The organism is Paenibacillus pectinilyticus, assembly GCF_001700435.1.
Taxonomy (GTDB): domain Bacteria; phylum Bacillota; class Bacilli; order Paenibacillales; family NBRC-103111; genus Paenibacillus_E; species Paenibacillus_E pectinilyticus.
In genome coordinates this window covers 1,136,092-1,152,318 of record NZ_LYPC01000027.1, presented here as the reverse complement: position 1 = coordinate 1,152,318, position 16,227 = coordinate 1,136,092, and the positions used below count along the sequence as shown (strand labels likewise).

Sequence of the window (16,227 nt, the reverse complement as noted above, 5' to 3'; positions counted from 1 at the left end):
TTTCAAGTATCTATTTCCATTTTATGTGGGACTTTCTCCTATGAAACGACAAAAAACACTCCTAAGAGTGTTTTTGCCCGCAATTTCTTACAATATGATGGCGATTAAGCCGCCAGAGCCTTCGTTAATAATCCGGCCGAGCGTTTCTTGCAGCTTGTATCTCGCATTATCCGGCATCTGTGCAAGCTTGCCTTGAATACCTTCTCGCACAATGGAGTGCAGCGATCTTCCGAAAATATCAGACTCCCAGATTTTGAGCGGGTTATCCTCAAAATCTTGCATCAAATAGCGCACGAGCTCTTCACTTTGCTTCTCGGTACCGATAATCGGTGAGAATTCCGATTCAACGTCTACTCGAATCATATGAATAGAAGGTGCTGTAGCCCTCAAACGAACACCGAATCTAGAGCCCTGACGAATCAGCTCAGGCTCATCAAGCGCCATCTCCGCTAGCGTTGGAGGCGCTATCCCGTAGCCCGTCGTTTTGACCATTTCCAGCGCTTCCGCAAATTGATCATACTCCCGCTTCGCATGTGTGAAATCCTGCATCAGTTGGAGCAAATGATCCTTCCCGCGAATTTCTACACCAACGACTTCAACGAGAATGCGATCGTAAAGTTCATCAGGGGCGAACAGATCAATCTCTGCCACACCTTGCCCCATATTCAGTCCTGCCAACGCAGCTTTGTCGATAAACTCATATTCAGCAAATTGACTAACAACACGATCGACATCACGTAAGCGCCTGATATCTTGAACCGTATCGCGAACGGATGCTTCGAACTGTGTGCGCAGCCAATGATTTTCATCCAAAACCATAACCCAGCTAGGCAAGTTCACATTGACTTCATGTACAGGGAACTCATACAACACTTCACGCAGCACAGAGACCATTTCTTCTTCCCCGGCGCTTGCTACGCTCATCGTCACGACAGGCACATCGTAACGGCTTTGCAGCTCGCTGCGCAGCTCGAGGGCCGGCTCACTGTTAGGCTTTTGCGAGTTAATGATCACAATGAACGGTTTCCCGACTTCTTTGAGCTCATTGATTACTCTTTCCTCAGCAAGCACATAGGACGAGCGCGGGATATCGGAAATCGTGCCATCCGTCGTCACAACGACACCTAACGTGGAATGTTCCTGAATGACTTTCCGTGTTCCGATTTCAGCCGCTTCTTGGAAAGGAATCGGCTCATCAAACCAAGGTGTATTAATCATCCGAGGTCCGTTCTCGTCTTCATAGCCTTTGGCGCCATCGACTGCATACCCGACACAATCAACAAGGCGAACATTTACGTTCAGCCCTTCGGCCACAGAAATTTGAACCGCCGTATTCGGTACGAATTTCGGCTCCGTTGTCATAATCGTGCGGCCAGCAGCGCTCTGCGGGAGTTCATCGGTAGCCCGGATCCTATCCGCTTCGCTTTGAATGTTCGGCAGCACTACAGATTCCACAAAACGCTTTATAAAGGTCGATTTCCCTGTGCGGACTGCTCCGACAACCCCCAGGTAAATGTCCCCTCCCGTTCGTTCTGCAATGTCCTTAAAGATATCCACTTTCTCCAAGAGAATCCCTCCTACAGTTTGGTCGTCAACTGACGCTAGTGACGGTAACAATTGACTACTCGTACATTCATTTGGACTAGTAAAAATATATGTACTTTCGATAGAAATATGATAGATGCGTTTCAACTTTTTTTCGCTCATATTTTATGAAGCACATACCGCTTTCGAAAGAATATATGATCTACGGAGAGCGCTTATTCTATAAAAACAAAAAAAACCTCTTACAGAATTGTAAGAGGTTACGTTTATGGCTGATTTTGCGGCATCGGCTGGTTGTTCAGCCATTTATATGAAACGCTGCGGATCGGTACGAAATAGGATTTCTCTACGAGAATCTGCCGTAAATCTTGCTCTGGCTTTAGCGAGTTTCCTAAGGCATTATTCTGAATAAACGTGTTGATGTCCATGGCGTAGTCAATGGCCACCTCACCTGTTTGCTTATTCAGAATGTACCTGATCACATTTTTCCGATCATACACAGACTTAATATTAGGCTCTTTCAGATCTAGCGGTTTGAAATCCACATATGCGAAATCATCATTAATGGAGACACCTTGCGGCACATTGCCACCATGTTTAGCGATATAATCATTCACTTTCTTTTGCACATCATCTACGCTTTGATAGGCGGATAAATCCATTAATTTAACGGTTGGTTTCGTTTCCGCATCAACAAGTACATAGATAAAGATGCCTCCACTCTCAAACGCGTTAGCTGGAACGGAGCTAAGTAGATTCGTCTTTTTTAATTTAGCAAAATCAATGACATATTTCTCATAGAGTGGTGTTGTCATCTCGCTATTTTTGATCGGAAGCACGCCTGTTTTCTCATGGTAGGTATCAATAGCTTGTTGAACAACGGTGATAAACTCAGCCGGGTTGATTTGATTCTCTTTCCGCAGCTCTTGCGGGTAAGCACATCCTGTTAGCAAAATAACCAAGACGAGAGCCAGTAGCGCGCTTCTACCTTGGATCAGACTTCGCATTATTTTCACAATCCAACCATCCTATCATCACTAAATAAAATCATCGTCCTCCGCCTGTCTTGCAAGCTGAGCACGTATTGCTGCCTTTAAAGGATCTTCGGGTATCGTCACTTCAACTGTACCCATGACTCGCGCTTGACAGGCTAGGCGAATGCCTTCATCCGCTTGAGAACCCAGTTTCAAACGTTCATTCGTATTCAAGGGCGCAAGACCGCTTTGATCTGTCACCTTAACTTTGCACATCAAACAAGCCGCTTTCGCACCGCAACGTGTACGGATATGAACCTTCGCTTTGTTTCCAGCATCCAGCAAGGTTGTACCTGGTCTTACTTTAATTTTCTTATTATCCGGCCAAAAATGTACGTCAAATACACTCATTATCGTCACCTTTTCATTGGACAAGGGTATCGTTTACCGCTGCCAATCTAGCAATTCCTTTAACTTCTCCTGAAAATCAAGTCCCCACTGATTCCGAATCAGCAGATCCTCTAAGGCAGGCATATGAACGTCAGGTTGACCTTGCATCGTACGGAGAATCGGTTCGTACCGATCAGGACGATTACGAAGGACATTAAAGAGAAACTCATGTGCAAGCGGCATCAGATGAACCATACGATCCTCGACAATCGCAGTGTTTGGGTGATGATCCCATAAGTATTCAATCTCTATTTGGTACAAAGAAGCATGTGCGCTGACTTTAAAATCACCAACAATCTCAACAGTATGACCGTCGATATGATAATGACTCAAAATCGAAGCGTAAATGGGTGTTTCGCTATAGGTAGGCGAGTCAATTGCGTAAGGCTGTAACAGCGCATGGACGGCATGAACGTCCTTCTGATCGATATAAATATCCAAATCTCTTGGATTTCTTCCAATATCAACGTTGTGCAGCAGCAGACCACAGCTTCCACCAATCAGCCAGCGTACCTCATGTGCTTGCTGTAACCGCGAATGTATAGTCGAAATCGACGGGAGTAGAGGCTCCAGCAGTTTCATCATGCCCACACCTTTCCCACCGAAAATTTTAGAAATAAGGCTTGTGTGTAACTGAAATGGGTCCGACATGCTTCACGATGCACTGGCAAGCTAAGCGATATCCTTGTTCGAGCTCTTCAGGCTCCAAACGATCTTCTTCCGCTTCAGATGGCTCTGACAACAGCTCACGACCTACAGCGACATAACAGCGGCATCTTGCGCAAGTTCCCCGCGTACAAGAAAATCCCCAATCTACATCAGCTTTGAGAGCATGATCTAGCAGGGTTAAGCCTGTTTCCGGAACAAGTTGTTTCTGGGTTTTGCGTGTTTTCAGTTCTAACATGGTGTATGCCCCTCCAATCCGTTAAAACAAAGAAGATAACATAAATAGTAAAATGGGAATAAACATTAAAAAAGCAATGAACGATAATACGCCCCGCAGCCATCCATTTGATCTTGATCGTGCATACGAGATTAGAAATGATGCGGCAACCATCAGTCCCATGGCTACAAATGAGGCCCACATTTTGTCTAAAGGTGACATTGGATAAACTCCTTATGTAAAAATCGTTAAAATGAAACACATGTAAGTATAGCACAAAACAAAAAAAAAGCATAAAGGGGATGCGAATCCCCTTCATACTTTCTATTTTTTACCCATCATCATGCTCATTAATTGCTGCATGTTATTGGTATCTAGTTTGCTGCTTTTAACCGCTTGAACGATATCGTTAATCGTTTCTTCGGATACTTTCACGTTAACTAAACCCGAAACCTGTTTAATGAGCGCTCGTAATTGTACTTCGCTCTGCATAGTAGAAGGTTTCACACCACTTGCTATCTTCTCAATATCTTTAGCTGTTACGGATTTACCTGTCTTCTTCTTGACTGCATTCAATACGTCCTTCGACATATCTTTATTCGCCAATTGTGCCGCCTCCCTATACCTATGCTGATGACTAGTGCTGATAAGGTATAGTATGAAAACGGGGAAGATCTGGTGTAGGCTATTTCTGTACAAATGTTATTAGTGCGTCAATGGAAGCTCTTCCATCTCATGCGTTCGAACACGTCCCATTAGATCTCTAGCAGCCAGCTGTGGTGACTTGCTTTCAAACAGGACATTATGTAACTCATTCGTAATTGGCATCATAACATCGAAACGTCGAGCAAGGTCATAAGCGGCCTTCGTTGTCTTCACGCCTTCTACAACCATCCCCATCTCTTTGAGAACATCATCCAAGAGCATCCCTTTGGCTAACATATTCCCAGCTCGCCAGTTTCGACTATGTTTACTCGTACAAGTGGCGATCAAGTCACCAATTCCGGCTAAGCCGGCAAATGTTAAAGGGTTCGCCCCCATCGCTGTACCTAAACGAGTAATTTCTGCGAGTCCTCGCGTAACCAATGCTGCTTTGGCATTATCGCCAAAATCCAAGCCATCCGTAAGACCTGCGCCAAGACCAATGATATTCTTGAGCGCGCCTCCTACTTCAACACCTGTCACATCCGGATTCGTATACACACGGAAATAGCTAGTAATAAGCAGATCCTGTGCAGCCTCTGCGGCTTGGATGTCCTGGGCAGCTACAACGACAGTTGTCGGCATCTGACAAATAACTTCTTCCGCATGACTTGGACCAGATAGAACGACAAATCGGCTCGCATCCATCTCCGGCAGTTCATCAGCTAGAACTTCTGTCATTCGCTTCAATGTCCCCGTTTCAAAGCCCTTGGTTGCATGTATGATCAGCGCATCCTTTTTCAGAAAAGGGCGCATACGAGAAGCGACTTCTCGCATGCCTGAAGAAGGAACCACCATAATTATGGCATCCGCATCCTGTACCGCATCTTGCAACGAATTGGTTGCGATGATGGACGGTGACAGAGAAACATCTTTGAGAAAGCGGCTATTCGTGTGTTTATCATTGATTTCTAGCACTTGTTCTTCGTTGCGCGACCATAGAAGGACATCCTTCCCATTATCCGCTAATACGGAAGCAAGTGCCGTCCCCCAACTTCCAGCTACAAGGACCGATACTTTTTGTTTCACGGTTTCCCCTCCTAAGTGTAGTTGTTATTCGAAACCATTCACTAGGCTCTTTTTTGTCCCAGCTTATTTTCTTTGCCTTGAATGAGCTTAACAATGTTCGTACGATGACGTATAAAAGCAAACGCACAAAGCAAGATTGAGATCCACAGAATTGGTACAGGTCGGTCCATCCCCCAGATGAGAAAAGGTAAGAGAGCAGTAAGAATGAGGGAACCGAGCGATACGAATCGAGTAACCGCGATGATAACAATAGCCGTTAAGCCAGCGATCAATGTTGGTAAGAAGCAAAGTGTAGCCATTACACCAATCGTTGTGGCAATTCCTTTACCCCCACGGAAGCCAAAGAACACCGGCCAGTTATGCCCTACAATGGCAGCTAAGCCACACAGCACACGAATCCACATGTGGTCAGGCCCTGACGCCGCCCACGTCCCTAGCAGCACCGCTGCGACGCCTTTGAAGCCATCCAGCAATAGGACAAGGATGGCTGGCCCTTTCCCAAGAACGCGGAGCGTATTCGTCGCTCCAGCGTTCCCACTGCCATGCTTCCGAATATCGATTCCCTTGAACCATTTTCCGAATAAATAACTAAAGCTTATAGATCCTAGTAAATAGCTCACTACAATGGTTACTATCGAAAGCAATGTGCAACATCTCCTATTCTTTGTCCGAAGTTTTTCTGCGGCTCAAGATGCGAATGGGCGTTCCTTCAAAGCCGAAGGCAGCACGGATCTTATTATCCAAATAACGCTCGTACGAGAAATGCATGAGCTCAGGCTCATTCACGAACAGTACGAATACTGGCGGCTTAACGGCCACTTGTGTGACATAGTTAATCCGCAGACGTTTCCCTTTATCCGTTGGTGGCGGGTTATACGCTACTGCATCGGACACAACATCATTCAGTAGATTTGTTTGAACACGAAGCGCATGATTCTCAGCCACTTGAACGATTACCGGCAGTAATTTGTGCAGACGCTGCGTCGTTTTGGCAGATACGAATACAATCGGAGCATAGCTCAAGAACAAGAAATGATCACGGATCGTCGTTGTGAAATGCTGCATCGTTTTATCATCTTTCTCGACGATATCCCATTTGTTAACGACAATAACGATCGCTTTACCTGCTTCATGCGCGTATCCTGCAATGTGCTTATCTTGCTCAATAATACCTTCTTGACCGTCAATGACAACCAATACGACATCTGCACGTTCGATCGCTTTCATCGCACGCATAACACTGTATTTTTCCGTGTTCTCATAAACCTTGCCACGCTTACGCATACCAGCAGTATCGATAATGACAAACTTCTGACCATCACGTTCAAAAGGCGTATCGATCGCATCGCGTGTTGTACCAGCCACATCGCTTACGATAACTCGCTCTTCACCCAGAATCGCGTTCGTCATGGAGGATTTGCCTACGTTTGGACGTCCGATAAGCGCAAATTTAACAACTTCATCGCCGTATTCGTCATCTGTTTTATCCGGGAATAAATTACAAACAACTTCAAGCAAATCGCCAATCCCAATACCGTGTGAGCCGGAAATTCCTACAGGGTCCCCGAAGCCAAGGGAATAGAATTCATAAATATCATCTTGACGAGCTAAATTATCCACTTTATTAACTGCAAGTACGATCGGTTTCTTCGAACGGAATAATAGCTGTGCCACTTCTTCATCGGAAGGGGTAACACCCGCTTTGGCATCTACCATGAAAACGATAACATCGGCTTCTTCGATCGCAAGCTCCGCTTGTACACGAACCGATTTCAAAATCACGTCTTCGCCGTCAATTTCTATACCGCCTGTATCAATGACGCTGAATGATGTATTCAACCATTCACCTACACCATATAGACGATCCCGTGTTACACCTGGTCTATCTTCTACAATCGCCATGCGATCGCCTACGATTCGATTGAAAATGGTGGACTTACCGACATTTGGTCGGCCTACAATTGCAAGGACAGGTCTAGCCAATTTACACTCACTCCTTCGGATTCCATGTACATACATGGAAAATTACGCAACTTACATCATAACAAAAAAGACAAGGCTTGGCTAATCTCTTTTGCAAATCCAGTCAAAACAAGCTCTTTGTACACAAATTTAGGTATGTTTCACCAAAATCATCGTACCATTTTTCAAATCATGTGCATTTGCATCTAAAATTTTTTCTAGCGTGAATGCCGTCTGCTGCAGCTCCGTTTCCTTCTCAACAACAAAGATCGGAGCACCGCCAGCAATACGATCCTTCGTTAAGGTAACAATCGCAAGGATTTGTGACATAAATGGTGTTCTCCTCCTTCTATTTATTCACACCAGCCTCAGATGGCATACGTACCGCACTTTCAAGAACAGGCACGCGATGAAGCGCTGTGAGCGTTTTCTCTCTATCATCTTCTTGTAAAAGGAGGAGAAGTCCGATCGTGCCTGAATCCATGTCCAGCTTTGCCATAGGCCGCAAGGAAGGCTCTCCCTCATCCCGATAAACACCGAATAAGGTTGACATGTCATACATAATTGCTTGTCGCTGGCCAACATGGGAAATCGTTACGCGCGCGTTGCGATTTTTGGGCTTAATGAGAAAGCCTTGACCATATTTCATTATTTTATCGCGACTATCAACTAATCCAACATTCATAATATAAATGGAGTCAACCGATACATCAGGCCCGTCCATTCGAATTTCTGCGGGTACAATATCTGCAATGTCCCCTAATTTATTGCCTGATTTGAAAAAGTTAGCGATCCAAATCGATAGCAAACCAGCCAAAACACCCCAATACCAAGCAAATAGAATGCTAAATAAGGAGGCCATAAACGCCGTCAAGATAACAAGATAGTTGCGTCCCTCGAATACCATGGCAATACCTTCAATGTATGCCGCGCCTCTGGGTACTAATTCTAATTCATCTACTTTCGTTAAGCTTTGTCTTTCCATATTACGTACATCTCGGAATTGTTGCGCAGCAAGTGATAGGAATGTGACAGCCGTATAATTTTTCTCCAACAACGCTGGAACAGCTACGGCCCCAAGCCCGGCAGCGATTACGCCAAGCGATACATGAATAATTTTACCATGCGGATAGGTCGGATATTGTCTATAATCCGTTCGCAACATGTTGAGCCGCGAGACAATTCCGAAAATGACGCCTACTACAATGCCAATCGTATATCGATGCGTATGTAACCAAGTTATATCCATTACCCTCATCTGTCCCCCTTACGATCGATCCAATATCTCAAGACGTTGCGACAGCTGCTATACACAGCCTGCAAGATGATGGTCACAGTTCTTGCAGTAAAGATCGATAACCACCATTGATCTTGAAAATCAGCGAACCCTAGCTCATGGTACCCATTTATTTCATGGATGCCTGCTTGATACATATCGCCAAGCAGATATCCGATCGATATTGCTGCGATCTGTTCCCACGCATTGCGCTGAAGCACAACGGCCACTACGGCAAGCAGGAGTGCCGACTGCCACTGCGCATTTCGTACGATGAGGATAGGATCCATCTCCAGCAATTGTTGAAATAAGAAGTGGAGCGACCCCATCAGAAGACCTATAGAGAGCAGATGAATCTTATGTATAAAACCTTGAGTGACAAACAAAATACTGAATGCAATTGTAAGAACAACCAGGTATACAAGTTGGATACGGACGTCCTGAATCGTTATAACTATTCTCATTCCAACCAGCCATGAGACAAAAAAAAGAAGCATTGCCTTGTGCGATATACTTCTGACGTACAGCTCCTTCCATCCACTAGCCAGTAAGATAAGCGTGATGCAAAGGAGAATAAGCGACAAATAACCGGGATTCATAATCTAACCACCTAGCTTGCGCTGCAAGTGATGACATAATCTCATCGACAAGCCTGCGGATCTTCAGGCCCCTCTTCTATGTGGAAGAAGAGAGAACTGCCTGATCCTTAGTATGGCAATATTTTGATTATTTACTCCGATTCATTCGTGCTGCATATGAAGTTATGTCAATGCCTCTTGTCTGACACCATTCAGCGGTTTCTCCCATGATGACAACAGGGCATTGCGTTAAAGCTTGAACCGATGGTGCACCTAGTGCAGTCATAATGAGAATAAGTCCTTGATGCAGCTCATCTGCAAAAGAATGTAGGGCATCTACGCCATCTGTACGCAGTACTCTGAGAAACGAGCCAGCCATACCGACAGCCGAAGCACCTAATGTTAAGGCTTTTGCAGCCTCTAAAGCGTTCGTAATACCGCCAGACGCAATCACAGAGCCCCATGGGTAAACGGATAGGGCTTCAAGTAAGGTAATACTTGTTGGTGTACCCCAATCGTTCAACCAAGCTAATGATGACGGTCGTCTTGCATTCTCAATCGCAGCAAAATTCGTGCCGCCTGAGCCCCCGACATCGAGAACTTGCACACCGACTTCCTGCAATTGTTTCGCATTATCACGTGAAATGCCGAAGCCTACTTCCTTTACGATAACTGGCACTGGGGATTGACGAACAATCGATTCAATCCGTCCTAACATACCAATGAAGCTGCGATCGCCTTCCGGCATGATCAACTCTTGCATCACATTCAAATGAATTTGAAGCGCATTCGCTTCTATCATATCAATGGCACGAAGCGCTTGCTCTGTGGAGGCTTCACTTCCCAAATTAGCGAAGATAACCCCATTCGGATTCTCGCGTCGTACGATTTGATAACTGGGTGCCACTTCGCTATTCTTAATAGCCGACATCTGGGAGCCGACTGCCATGGGCATACCTTTCTCCCTGGCGAGTATCGCCAATTCGCGATTTATGCTTTCTGTTTCCTGAGCGCCGCCTGTCATTGCATTAATTAAAATCGGCGAACTCATAATGAGATCGCCGATTGTCGTTGTTAAAGCAATATGATCCGTCGAAGTCTCAGGCAGACAGTTATGCACAAGCTTGATATCCGACAGCCCTTGCTGACGGGATTGACCAAGCTCCAGCGCGTAATGGACATGCTCCATTTTGCGTGAGATGCGCATTTCCTTTGCCCTCCTAGAAATTGGACTTCTTCTTATTTTTTGAATTTCGCTAGTTTATCTCCAAAACGCTCGCCAAGTGTCATAGACAAACCTTGGTTGCTTAGGGAAACATTTTCGTTACCAGCAATTTCTTTTTGGTGGCTAGCAGCGTTACCACGGTCACGATCACCGCGTGGTTGTCTTTCTCTGTCCGGTTTGCCTGCAGATGACGGAGCAGCTGCACCTGCTGGAGCTTCAGGAGCATCTTCTGTGTCCTTGATGCTCAAGCTAACGCGTTTCTCAGCCAAGTTGATTTCCAAGATTTTCACTTGTACTTCTTGACCTTCTTTCAGTACTTCGTGAGGTGTACCGATGTGACGGTGTGCGATTTGAGAAATATGCACAAGACCTTCTACACCAGGAGCTACTTCAACGAATGCGCCGAATGCTGCAAGACGTTTAACCGTACCCGTTACGATATCGCCAGCTTTGAAATCACGCTCAACATTTGACCAAGGGCCATCTTGTGTAGCTTTGATGCTCAAGCTGATTTTATCATTGGACGGATCCAATTTTAGGATTTGAACTTTAACTTTGTCGCCTTCTTTAACAACATCAGATGCTTGTTCTACATGGTGCCAAGCAAGCTCGGAGATGTGAACAAGTCCATCAATACCACCGATATCGATAAACGCACCGAATTGTGTCAAACGTTGAACAGTACCGTCAAGTACTTGACCAACTTGAAGACCTTCGATGATTTTCTTTTTGTTAACTTCAAATTCTTCATCCAAAATATCTTTTTGGGAAAGAATGACTTTGTTTTTCTCGCGATCGATTTCTTTTACACGAAGACGCAAAGTGCGGCCTTTGTAAGCGGAGAAATCTTCAACGAATTGACGCTCAACCATGGATGCTGGTACGAATCCACGTACGCCGATATCAACAACAAGTCCACCTTTAACAACTTCAGCTACAGTAGCTTCAATGATTTCTTTGCTCTCTAGCTGACCTTGCAATGTTTCCCAAGCTTTCTCATTGTCAACAACACGTTTGGACAATACCAATGTTTCTTTCGCATCGTTAATAGAAACGATTTTCAATTCTACTTCTTGACCAAGCTCAACAGCCCCAGCAGCATCGCTTAAGCTAACAGATGAAAGCTCACGAACTGGAATGACACCATCGTATTTGTAACCGATATCTACGAAAGCTTGATCAGCGTCTACTTTAACGATTTTGCCTTTAACTGTAGCGCCTTTCTTTAGCACAGCAACATTGTTAAGTGCGTGCTCTGCTTCTGCTTGTGATACGGCTGTTTCTTGAGCTTCTTGTGATTGATCTTGAACTTTTACTTCATCTGACATGGGATTATCCTCCTCTATTTACAACCAACAAAAAAATAATTTATAAGTCACAAAGCAGCAGGCTAGCTCCTACTCTGTTTCAAACACAACAATAAGTTCCAAATGCATTAAGGTTAGTATAATTCCAAGCTTTCATTTCCATACATACTTGATTAAGCTTTGCTTGTAACCATATGTAATCGGCGAATTTCTTTCATAATCGCTTCTGTAGCCTGCTCCAGATCTTCTGAACTTCCTCCTGCAAAAGCGCTCATATCCATCGGTGCCCCATAGACAATCGTCATACGGCGAAATAGTGAATAGGTACCCACAATAGCGACTGGCACTACCGTAGCTCCTGATTTCAATGCAAGACTGGCTGCACCCTTCTTGCCCATTCCTCCTGCATTACTTCGAGATCCTTCTGGGAAAACACCAAGCATATTACCATCGCGAAGTAATTGAACAGCTAGTCGAATAGACTCTCTGCTGACTCCTCCCCTTTTAACAGGAAAAGCGCCTACTTTCGAAATGATGGAACCGAGAACTGGGATATCAAACAGCTCAGCCTTGGCCATAAAATGAACTTTCCTCCGAAGAGGTGTTCCCAAGAATGGCGGATCCAAGAGACTTGTATGATTACCGCACAGAACAACTGCTCCCTGTGAAGGAACATTCTCCATTCCTATTGCCCGCATTCGGAAAAATACTGTAAACATAAATCGAAATAAGGCTCTTCCGATGCGATACAGCATCTTTATTTGCCACCTCCGACTTTGTCCTTGCAAAGTCCAAGGATTTCGTCCACCACTTCATCAATCGTCATCGACGTGCTGTCCATTAGCACAGCATCGTGCGCCCTGCGCAGCGGCGAAATCTCCCTCGCCTCATCGAACTGATCACGTCTAGCGATATCCTGCTCCAATTCATCCAGTGTCAGCGTATTCGAACCGCTGTCTTGTAATTCCTTGAACCTTCGATCTGCACGTTCTTTCACGCTTGCCGTTAGGAAAACTTTGATTTCTGCATCCGGCATAACATGTGTGCCGATGTCACGGCCATCCATGACTACGCCTTTGGAAACGGTCATTTGCTTCTGCATCGCAACTAACAAATGACGAACAGCACCGTAGCTGGCAATTTGCGATACATGTGTCGTAACGTCCGATGAACGAATCGCTTTCGTCACATCAACACCATCCACGATAACCTGTTGTCCTTCCGCTCCAGGAATGAGCTCAATCTGCATGCGATTGGCTAACGCAGCCACTTCTGTTTCTTGCTCAGGCAGCAGCCCTTCTTGCTGTACTTTCCACGTTACTGCTCGATACATGGCTCCTGTATCCACATAAATAAACCCAAGCGCACCGGCGACTAACCGTGCAATGGTGCTTTTACCGGCTCCAGCAGGACCATCTATGGCAATATTGAACTTATCCAAGCTGCTGTTCCTCCTAACAATACTTCACTGTACCTTACGTACAAAAAAGCAGGCACTTGCCTGCTAATTACTAGAAATTATACCACACAACATGGTCATATGCAAAACTTGGGTTCGTATTTACCGATCTTTCACGTACTTATGATCGTTCTCTATCGGAATGTTGAGGCACCATATACGGTTGTCCTTCAAGGGGTTCAACACGGGTAAAATGCTTGCGGATATAAGCGTTTTGAAGCAAAGCTTGTACACAAACAAGCAAAATAATTACGACTAAAATAGCTCGAATGATCACTTTCTCAACCTTTGTTGAAAATCGAATAAATAATTGCTCATACGCTTCACTCTTCGGATCTTTCGACATCCGATCACACTCCTGCCAGCATGCAATATGCATAGCAGTATACCCCTAGTGCTGCCTTCTCAATCCTTACCTTTTGCGAAAATCCATCTGTCTCTCAAAACAAAACCGGATTAGCTTCTGCCGTTCACGGTCCGCGATATCAGCGAATCGAATCATCACAAGTTGTTTGCCTGTTTCCATTGCTTTGACACGAACCACTTCACCTGTGAATGGAATATGCTCGATTACGCCATTCTTAAATGGTGCAAGGACCCAACACGAAACTATCGCGTTCAAACTAACTGGGATGTGTCCATCGCAAATAAAAGAAATACCGCCGCCGCCAACATCCTCTGTTACGCCAATAAATTGAATTTGATCATTCAGTTTCACTGCGATTTCAAGTTCTGCCAAAACTCGCAGGAAGTTTCTACGTTGAACCTGAGTAATTGCACTCAGTTCAGGTAAGCGCAATTCAACCAGGCGAATTACATCTTCATTAAAAGCCGTCACTTCCGTTGTGAAATAGTGCTTCACACCGCCCTGTCCTAAGAAATGCGCACTAATTTCATCGCCTTGATACAGCTTCTTCAGACGGCCTGTCTTCTCATTAAGCGGGATTTCAATGATGATTGCTTTCTCGGTTACATCCGCAATCCTCGATTTGTACTCAATTTTGGATTCTTCATCATCAATACTATTCATCTGCATATGTAATATCTGGTTGACCTTAGGAAGCAATTTCCGCACCTCCGCGAAGTATTATGCATTAATTATACCATGCCTGCACCATTAAGATAGAAAAAAAAGAAGCAGGATAAATTCCTGCTTCTTTCTGACTATGTTTTGCTTTTCGCAGCTGCTTCAAGCTGGTCCTGACGAATCGTCTCGATCTTCTCTTCCGTGCCTACATCGGCATTCACATAGATCCGGTAGATATTATTATTCAGCGTGCCGATAAATTCATGGCAGAGCACTTCCTCATCCAGATCATTCTTAATGACGGCGAGGGATTCACTCGTCACTTTCATCTTGGAATTTAGCTGTTTACGTGCGTCTGCCACTGTGATTTTCGGTTGTCCGATTTCACGCTTTTTCTGTGAATAAATATAATCTGTGGCCTGAAGGCCAGTCACTTCCAGCGTATCTAGAGCAACCTTAACGGTCACTTGCACCGGATAGATGGTGACATTCTTTTCTTTTTTAGCAAAATGGATGGTCGCCATGTTCTGATATTGATCATAGCTTATCGCGCTCAAATCCTTATATTCATGCGCGTCCAGAAATTCATTCGCAATATCGCGCGCTTGACGCAGATTGAATTTGGCCGACGGCACATCGCGGGTTTTCATAAAGTAAATGAGATGACCGCCCTTTTTCGTATAGTCCAATTGGGTATCGTTCTTCGTGGAATCCGCGCTTGGAACGACCACACTAAAGCTTTGAAATTCAGGAGCTTTGCCGCCATTCTCAACAACTTTGACTCCGTTTGAATCTTTGACACCCAAGAATTCCAAGGCTTTCTTTTTAATTTGATCTGCGGTCATATCATTACCGGATAGCATTTTTACATCATTTTTAGAGAAAACATTTAAACTCCCTGTTCCCCAATTCAATTCTTCATACGCGCCAACCTTTTTGTCTACAATCGAGAACCCATCAATAATGGAATTATCATGCATTTCGTTCTCGGAAATTAAAGCTGATTCAACATCCATCCAGCGCAAGTTATTCGCAATAACTTTATCCTGCACCCCGCGTATTTCTTTGGTAATGTCAGCAGAATGCGTATACAGCGTATTTAGAGTCTTCATTTCAGCTTCTGTCAAAGGCTGTTTCGTCATGTCACGAACGGACATACGGTAAGAGAAATTAGCCATATTGGCCAAGAAATCCTCCGTTTTATTAAAAGGCAATAACATCAGGGGCAATTGCGTGATATCGCTTTGTGCTTGACTTGTTAGGCGCCAAACATTCACCAAGCCTTTCCGATAGGATGGCTCCGACGTTTCATTTACTGCAAGCGTGTTTCCCAGCTCGGTATGTAGCTTATCCATGTGAAAGGATAGATCATGAAACGCGCGTTGATACTGATTTTCAGCTTTAATCAGAATCGTGTTCTTCTCTTGATGTTCCAAATACCCCCACACCGAAGAGCCAATTAACGCTAGCAATAGAAATGGAAACATGACAATACTTAATCTTTTGTACACACAATTGCTCCTTTCATACCCAATCTTGCGATTAGTTTTTACGCGAGGAGACAGGTTTATACAATAACAACAAAAAGAGGCCTATTCGAAAGAATGGCCTCTTGCTAACTCTCAGTCTCTATTTCAAAATCATGCTCATTGCTGCATATACATTGGCGGAATCCTGTTTCAATTTTGTCCTTTTCCTTCTTACCTCTGAGAACAAATTTCTCTCCGCATATCCGACATCGGATCTTCACTTTCACTCGCATTGTTGCTGACATGTATACCCTCCCGGTCACTCAATACCTTCTATTGAG

Annotated in this window: 20 protein-coding genes; all 20 read right to left on the bottom strand. The window is 44.6% G+C overall.

Annotated elements, in window-relative coordinates:
- Nucleotides 1-87: 87 nt before the first annotated feature.
- The 20 genes from spoIVA to ypeB all read right to left on the bottom strand — a co-directional run bounded on the left by spoIVA (nt 88) and on the right by ypeB (nt 15,928).
- Nucleotides 88-1,566, bottom strand: coding sequence for a stage IV sporulation protein A (spoIVA, locus tag A8709_RS26805; protein WP_056614411.1), 1,479 nt, complete (start codon nt 1,564-1,566; stop codon nt 88-90).
- A 245-nt stretch (nt 1,567-1,811) separates the two neighbouring features.
- Entirely contained in the window at nt 1,812-2,552 is a 741-nt protein-coding gene (locus A8709_RS26800; protein WP_065857407.1) for a hypothetical protein, read from the bottom strand.
- 30 nt (nt 2,553-2,582) lie between these two features.
- Complete coding sequence (locus A8709_RS26795) at nt 2,583-2,930, bottom strand: 2Fe-2S iron-sulfur cluster-binding protein (protein WP_065856895.1); 348 nt, start codon at nt 2,928-2,930, stop codon at nt 2,583-2,585.
- A 33-nt stretch (nt 2,931-2,963) separates the two neighbouring features.
- The gene (locus A8709_RS26790; protein WP_425262355.1) at nt 2,964-3,554 is read right to left on the bottom strand and encodes a nucleotidyltransferase domain-containing protein; all 591 of its coding nucleotides are present in this window, start codon (nt 3,552-3,554) and stop codon (nt 2,964-2,966) included.
- A gap of 25 nt (nt 3,555-3,579) precedes the next feature.
- Nucleotides 3,580-3,873, bottom strand: coding sequence for a 2Fe-2S iron-sulfur cluster-binding protein (locus A8709_RS26785; RefSeq protein ID WP_065856891.1), 294 nt, complete (start codon nt 3,871-3,873; stop codon nt 3,580-3,582).
- A 21-nt stretch (nt 3,874-3,894) separates the two neighbouring features.
- Complete coding sequence (locus tag A8709_RS33830) at nt 3,895-4,056, bottom strand: DUF2768 family protein (RefSeq protein ID WP_279615901.1); 162 nt, start codon at nt 4,054-4,056, stop codon at nt 3,895-3,897.
- 120 nt (nt 4,057-4,176) lie between these two features.
- The gene (locus A8709_RS26780; protein WP_065857405.1) at nt 4,177-4,443 is read right to left on the bottom strand and encodes a stage VI sporulation protein F; all 267 of its coding nucleotides are present in this window, start codon (nt 4,441-4,443) and stop codon (nt 4,177-4,179) included.
- A gap of 114 nt (nt 4,444-4,557) precedes the next feature.
- Nucleotides 4,558-5,583 carry an NAD(P)H-dependent glycerol-3-phosphate dehydrogenase gene (locus A8709_RS26775; RefSeq protein WP_065856889.1) on the bottom strand — a complete coding sequence of 342 codons (1,026 nt, stop codon included), beginning with the start codon at nt 5,581-5,583 and terminating at the stop codon, nt 4,558-4,560.
- 41 nt (nt 5,584-5,624) lie between these two features.
- Nucleotides 5,625-6,227, bottom strand: coding sequence for a glycerol-3-phosphate 1-O-acyltransferase PlsY (plsY, locus tag A8709_RS26770; protein ID WP_065856887.1), 603 nt, complete (start codon nt 6,225-6,227; stop codon nt 5,625-5,627).
- Between the two features lie 13 nt (nt 6,228-6,240).
- Complete coding sequence (gene der, locus A8709_RS26765; protein ID WP_065856886.1) at nt 6,241-7,566, bottom strand: ribosome biogenesis GTPase Der; 1,326 nt, start codon at nt 7,564-7,566, stop codon at nt 6,241-6,243.
- Nucleotides 7,567-7,695: 129 nt separating this feature from the next.
- Nucleotides 7,696-7,875, bottom strand: coding sequence for a capping complex subunit for YIEGIA (locus A8709_RS26760; RefSeq protein WP_065856884.1), 180 nt, complete (start codon nt 7,873-7,875; stop codon nt 7,696-7,698).
- Nucleotides 7,876-7,894: 19 nt separating this feature from the next.
- Nucleotides 7,895-8,794: a YIEGIA family protein gene (locus tag A8709_RS26755; protein WP_065856882.1), complete on the bottom strand. Its 900-nt coding sequence runs from the start codon at nt 8,792-8,794 to the stop codon at nt 7,895-7,897.
- Between the two features lie 5 nt (nt 8,795-8,799).
- A complete protein-coding gene (locus A8709_RS26750; protein WP_141692658.1) occupies nt 8,800-9,285 on the bottom strand; it encodes a YphA family membrane protein in 486 nt (161 codons plus the stop codon).
- 262 nt (nt 9,286-9,547) lie between these two features.
- Nucleotides 9,548-10,606 (bottom strand): type 2 isopentenyl-diphosphate Delta-isomerase, encoded by a 1,059-nt coding sequence (gene fni / locus A8709_RS26745; RefSeq protein WP_065856877.1) that lies wholly within the window; start codon nt 10,604-10,606, stop codon nt 9,548-9,550.
- A 32-nt stretch (nt 10,607-10,638) separates the two neighbouring features.
- On the bottom strand, nt 10,639-11,952 hold the full coding sequence (gene rpsA / locus A8709_RS26740) for a 30S ribosomal protein S1 (protein WP_065856876.1): 1,314 nt from the start codon (nt 11,950-11,952) through the stop codon (nt 10,639-10,641).
- 152 nt (nt 11,953-12,104) lie between these two features.
- Entirely contained in the window at nt 12,105-12,686 is a 582-nt protein-coding gene (locus tag A8709_RS26735; RefSeq protein ID WP_065856874.1) for a lysophospholipid acyltransferase family protein, read from the bottom strand.
- A gap of 2 nt (nt 12,687-12,688) precedes the next feature.
- Nucleotides 12,689-13,372 (bottom strand): (d)CMP kinase, encoded by a 684-nt coding sequence (gene cmk / locus A8709_RS26730; protein ID WP_065856872.1) that lies wholly within the window; start codon nt 13,370-13,372, stop codon nt 12,689-12,691.
- A gap of 139 nt (nt 13,373-13,511) precedes the next feature.
- Nucleotides 13,512-13,769, bottom strand: coding sequence for a hypothetical protein (locus A8709_RS26725; RefSeq protein WP_141692657.1), 258 nt, complete (start codon nt 13,767-13,769; stop codon nt 13,512-13,514).
- A gap of 33 nt (nt 13,770-13,802) precedes the next feature.
- The gene (locus A8709_RS26720) at nt 13,803-14,465 is read right to left on the bottom strand and encodes a flagellar brake protein (protein WP_341833443.1); all 663 of its coding nucleotides are present in this window, start codon (nt 14,463-14,465) and stop codon (nt 13,803-13,805) included.
- Nucleotides 14,466-14,554: 89 nt separating this feature from the next.
- On the bottom strand, nt 14,555-15,928 hold the full coding sequence (ypeB, locus tag A8709_RS26715) for a germination protein YpeB (RefSeq protein ID WP_065856868.1): 1,374 nt from the start codon (nt 15,926-15,928) through the stop codon (nt 14,555-14,557).
- Between the last annotated feature and the right edge of the window lie 299 nt (nt 15,929-16,227).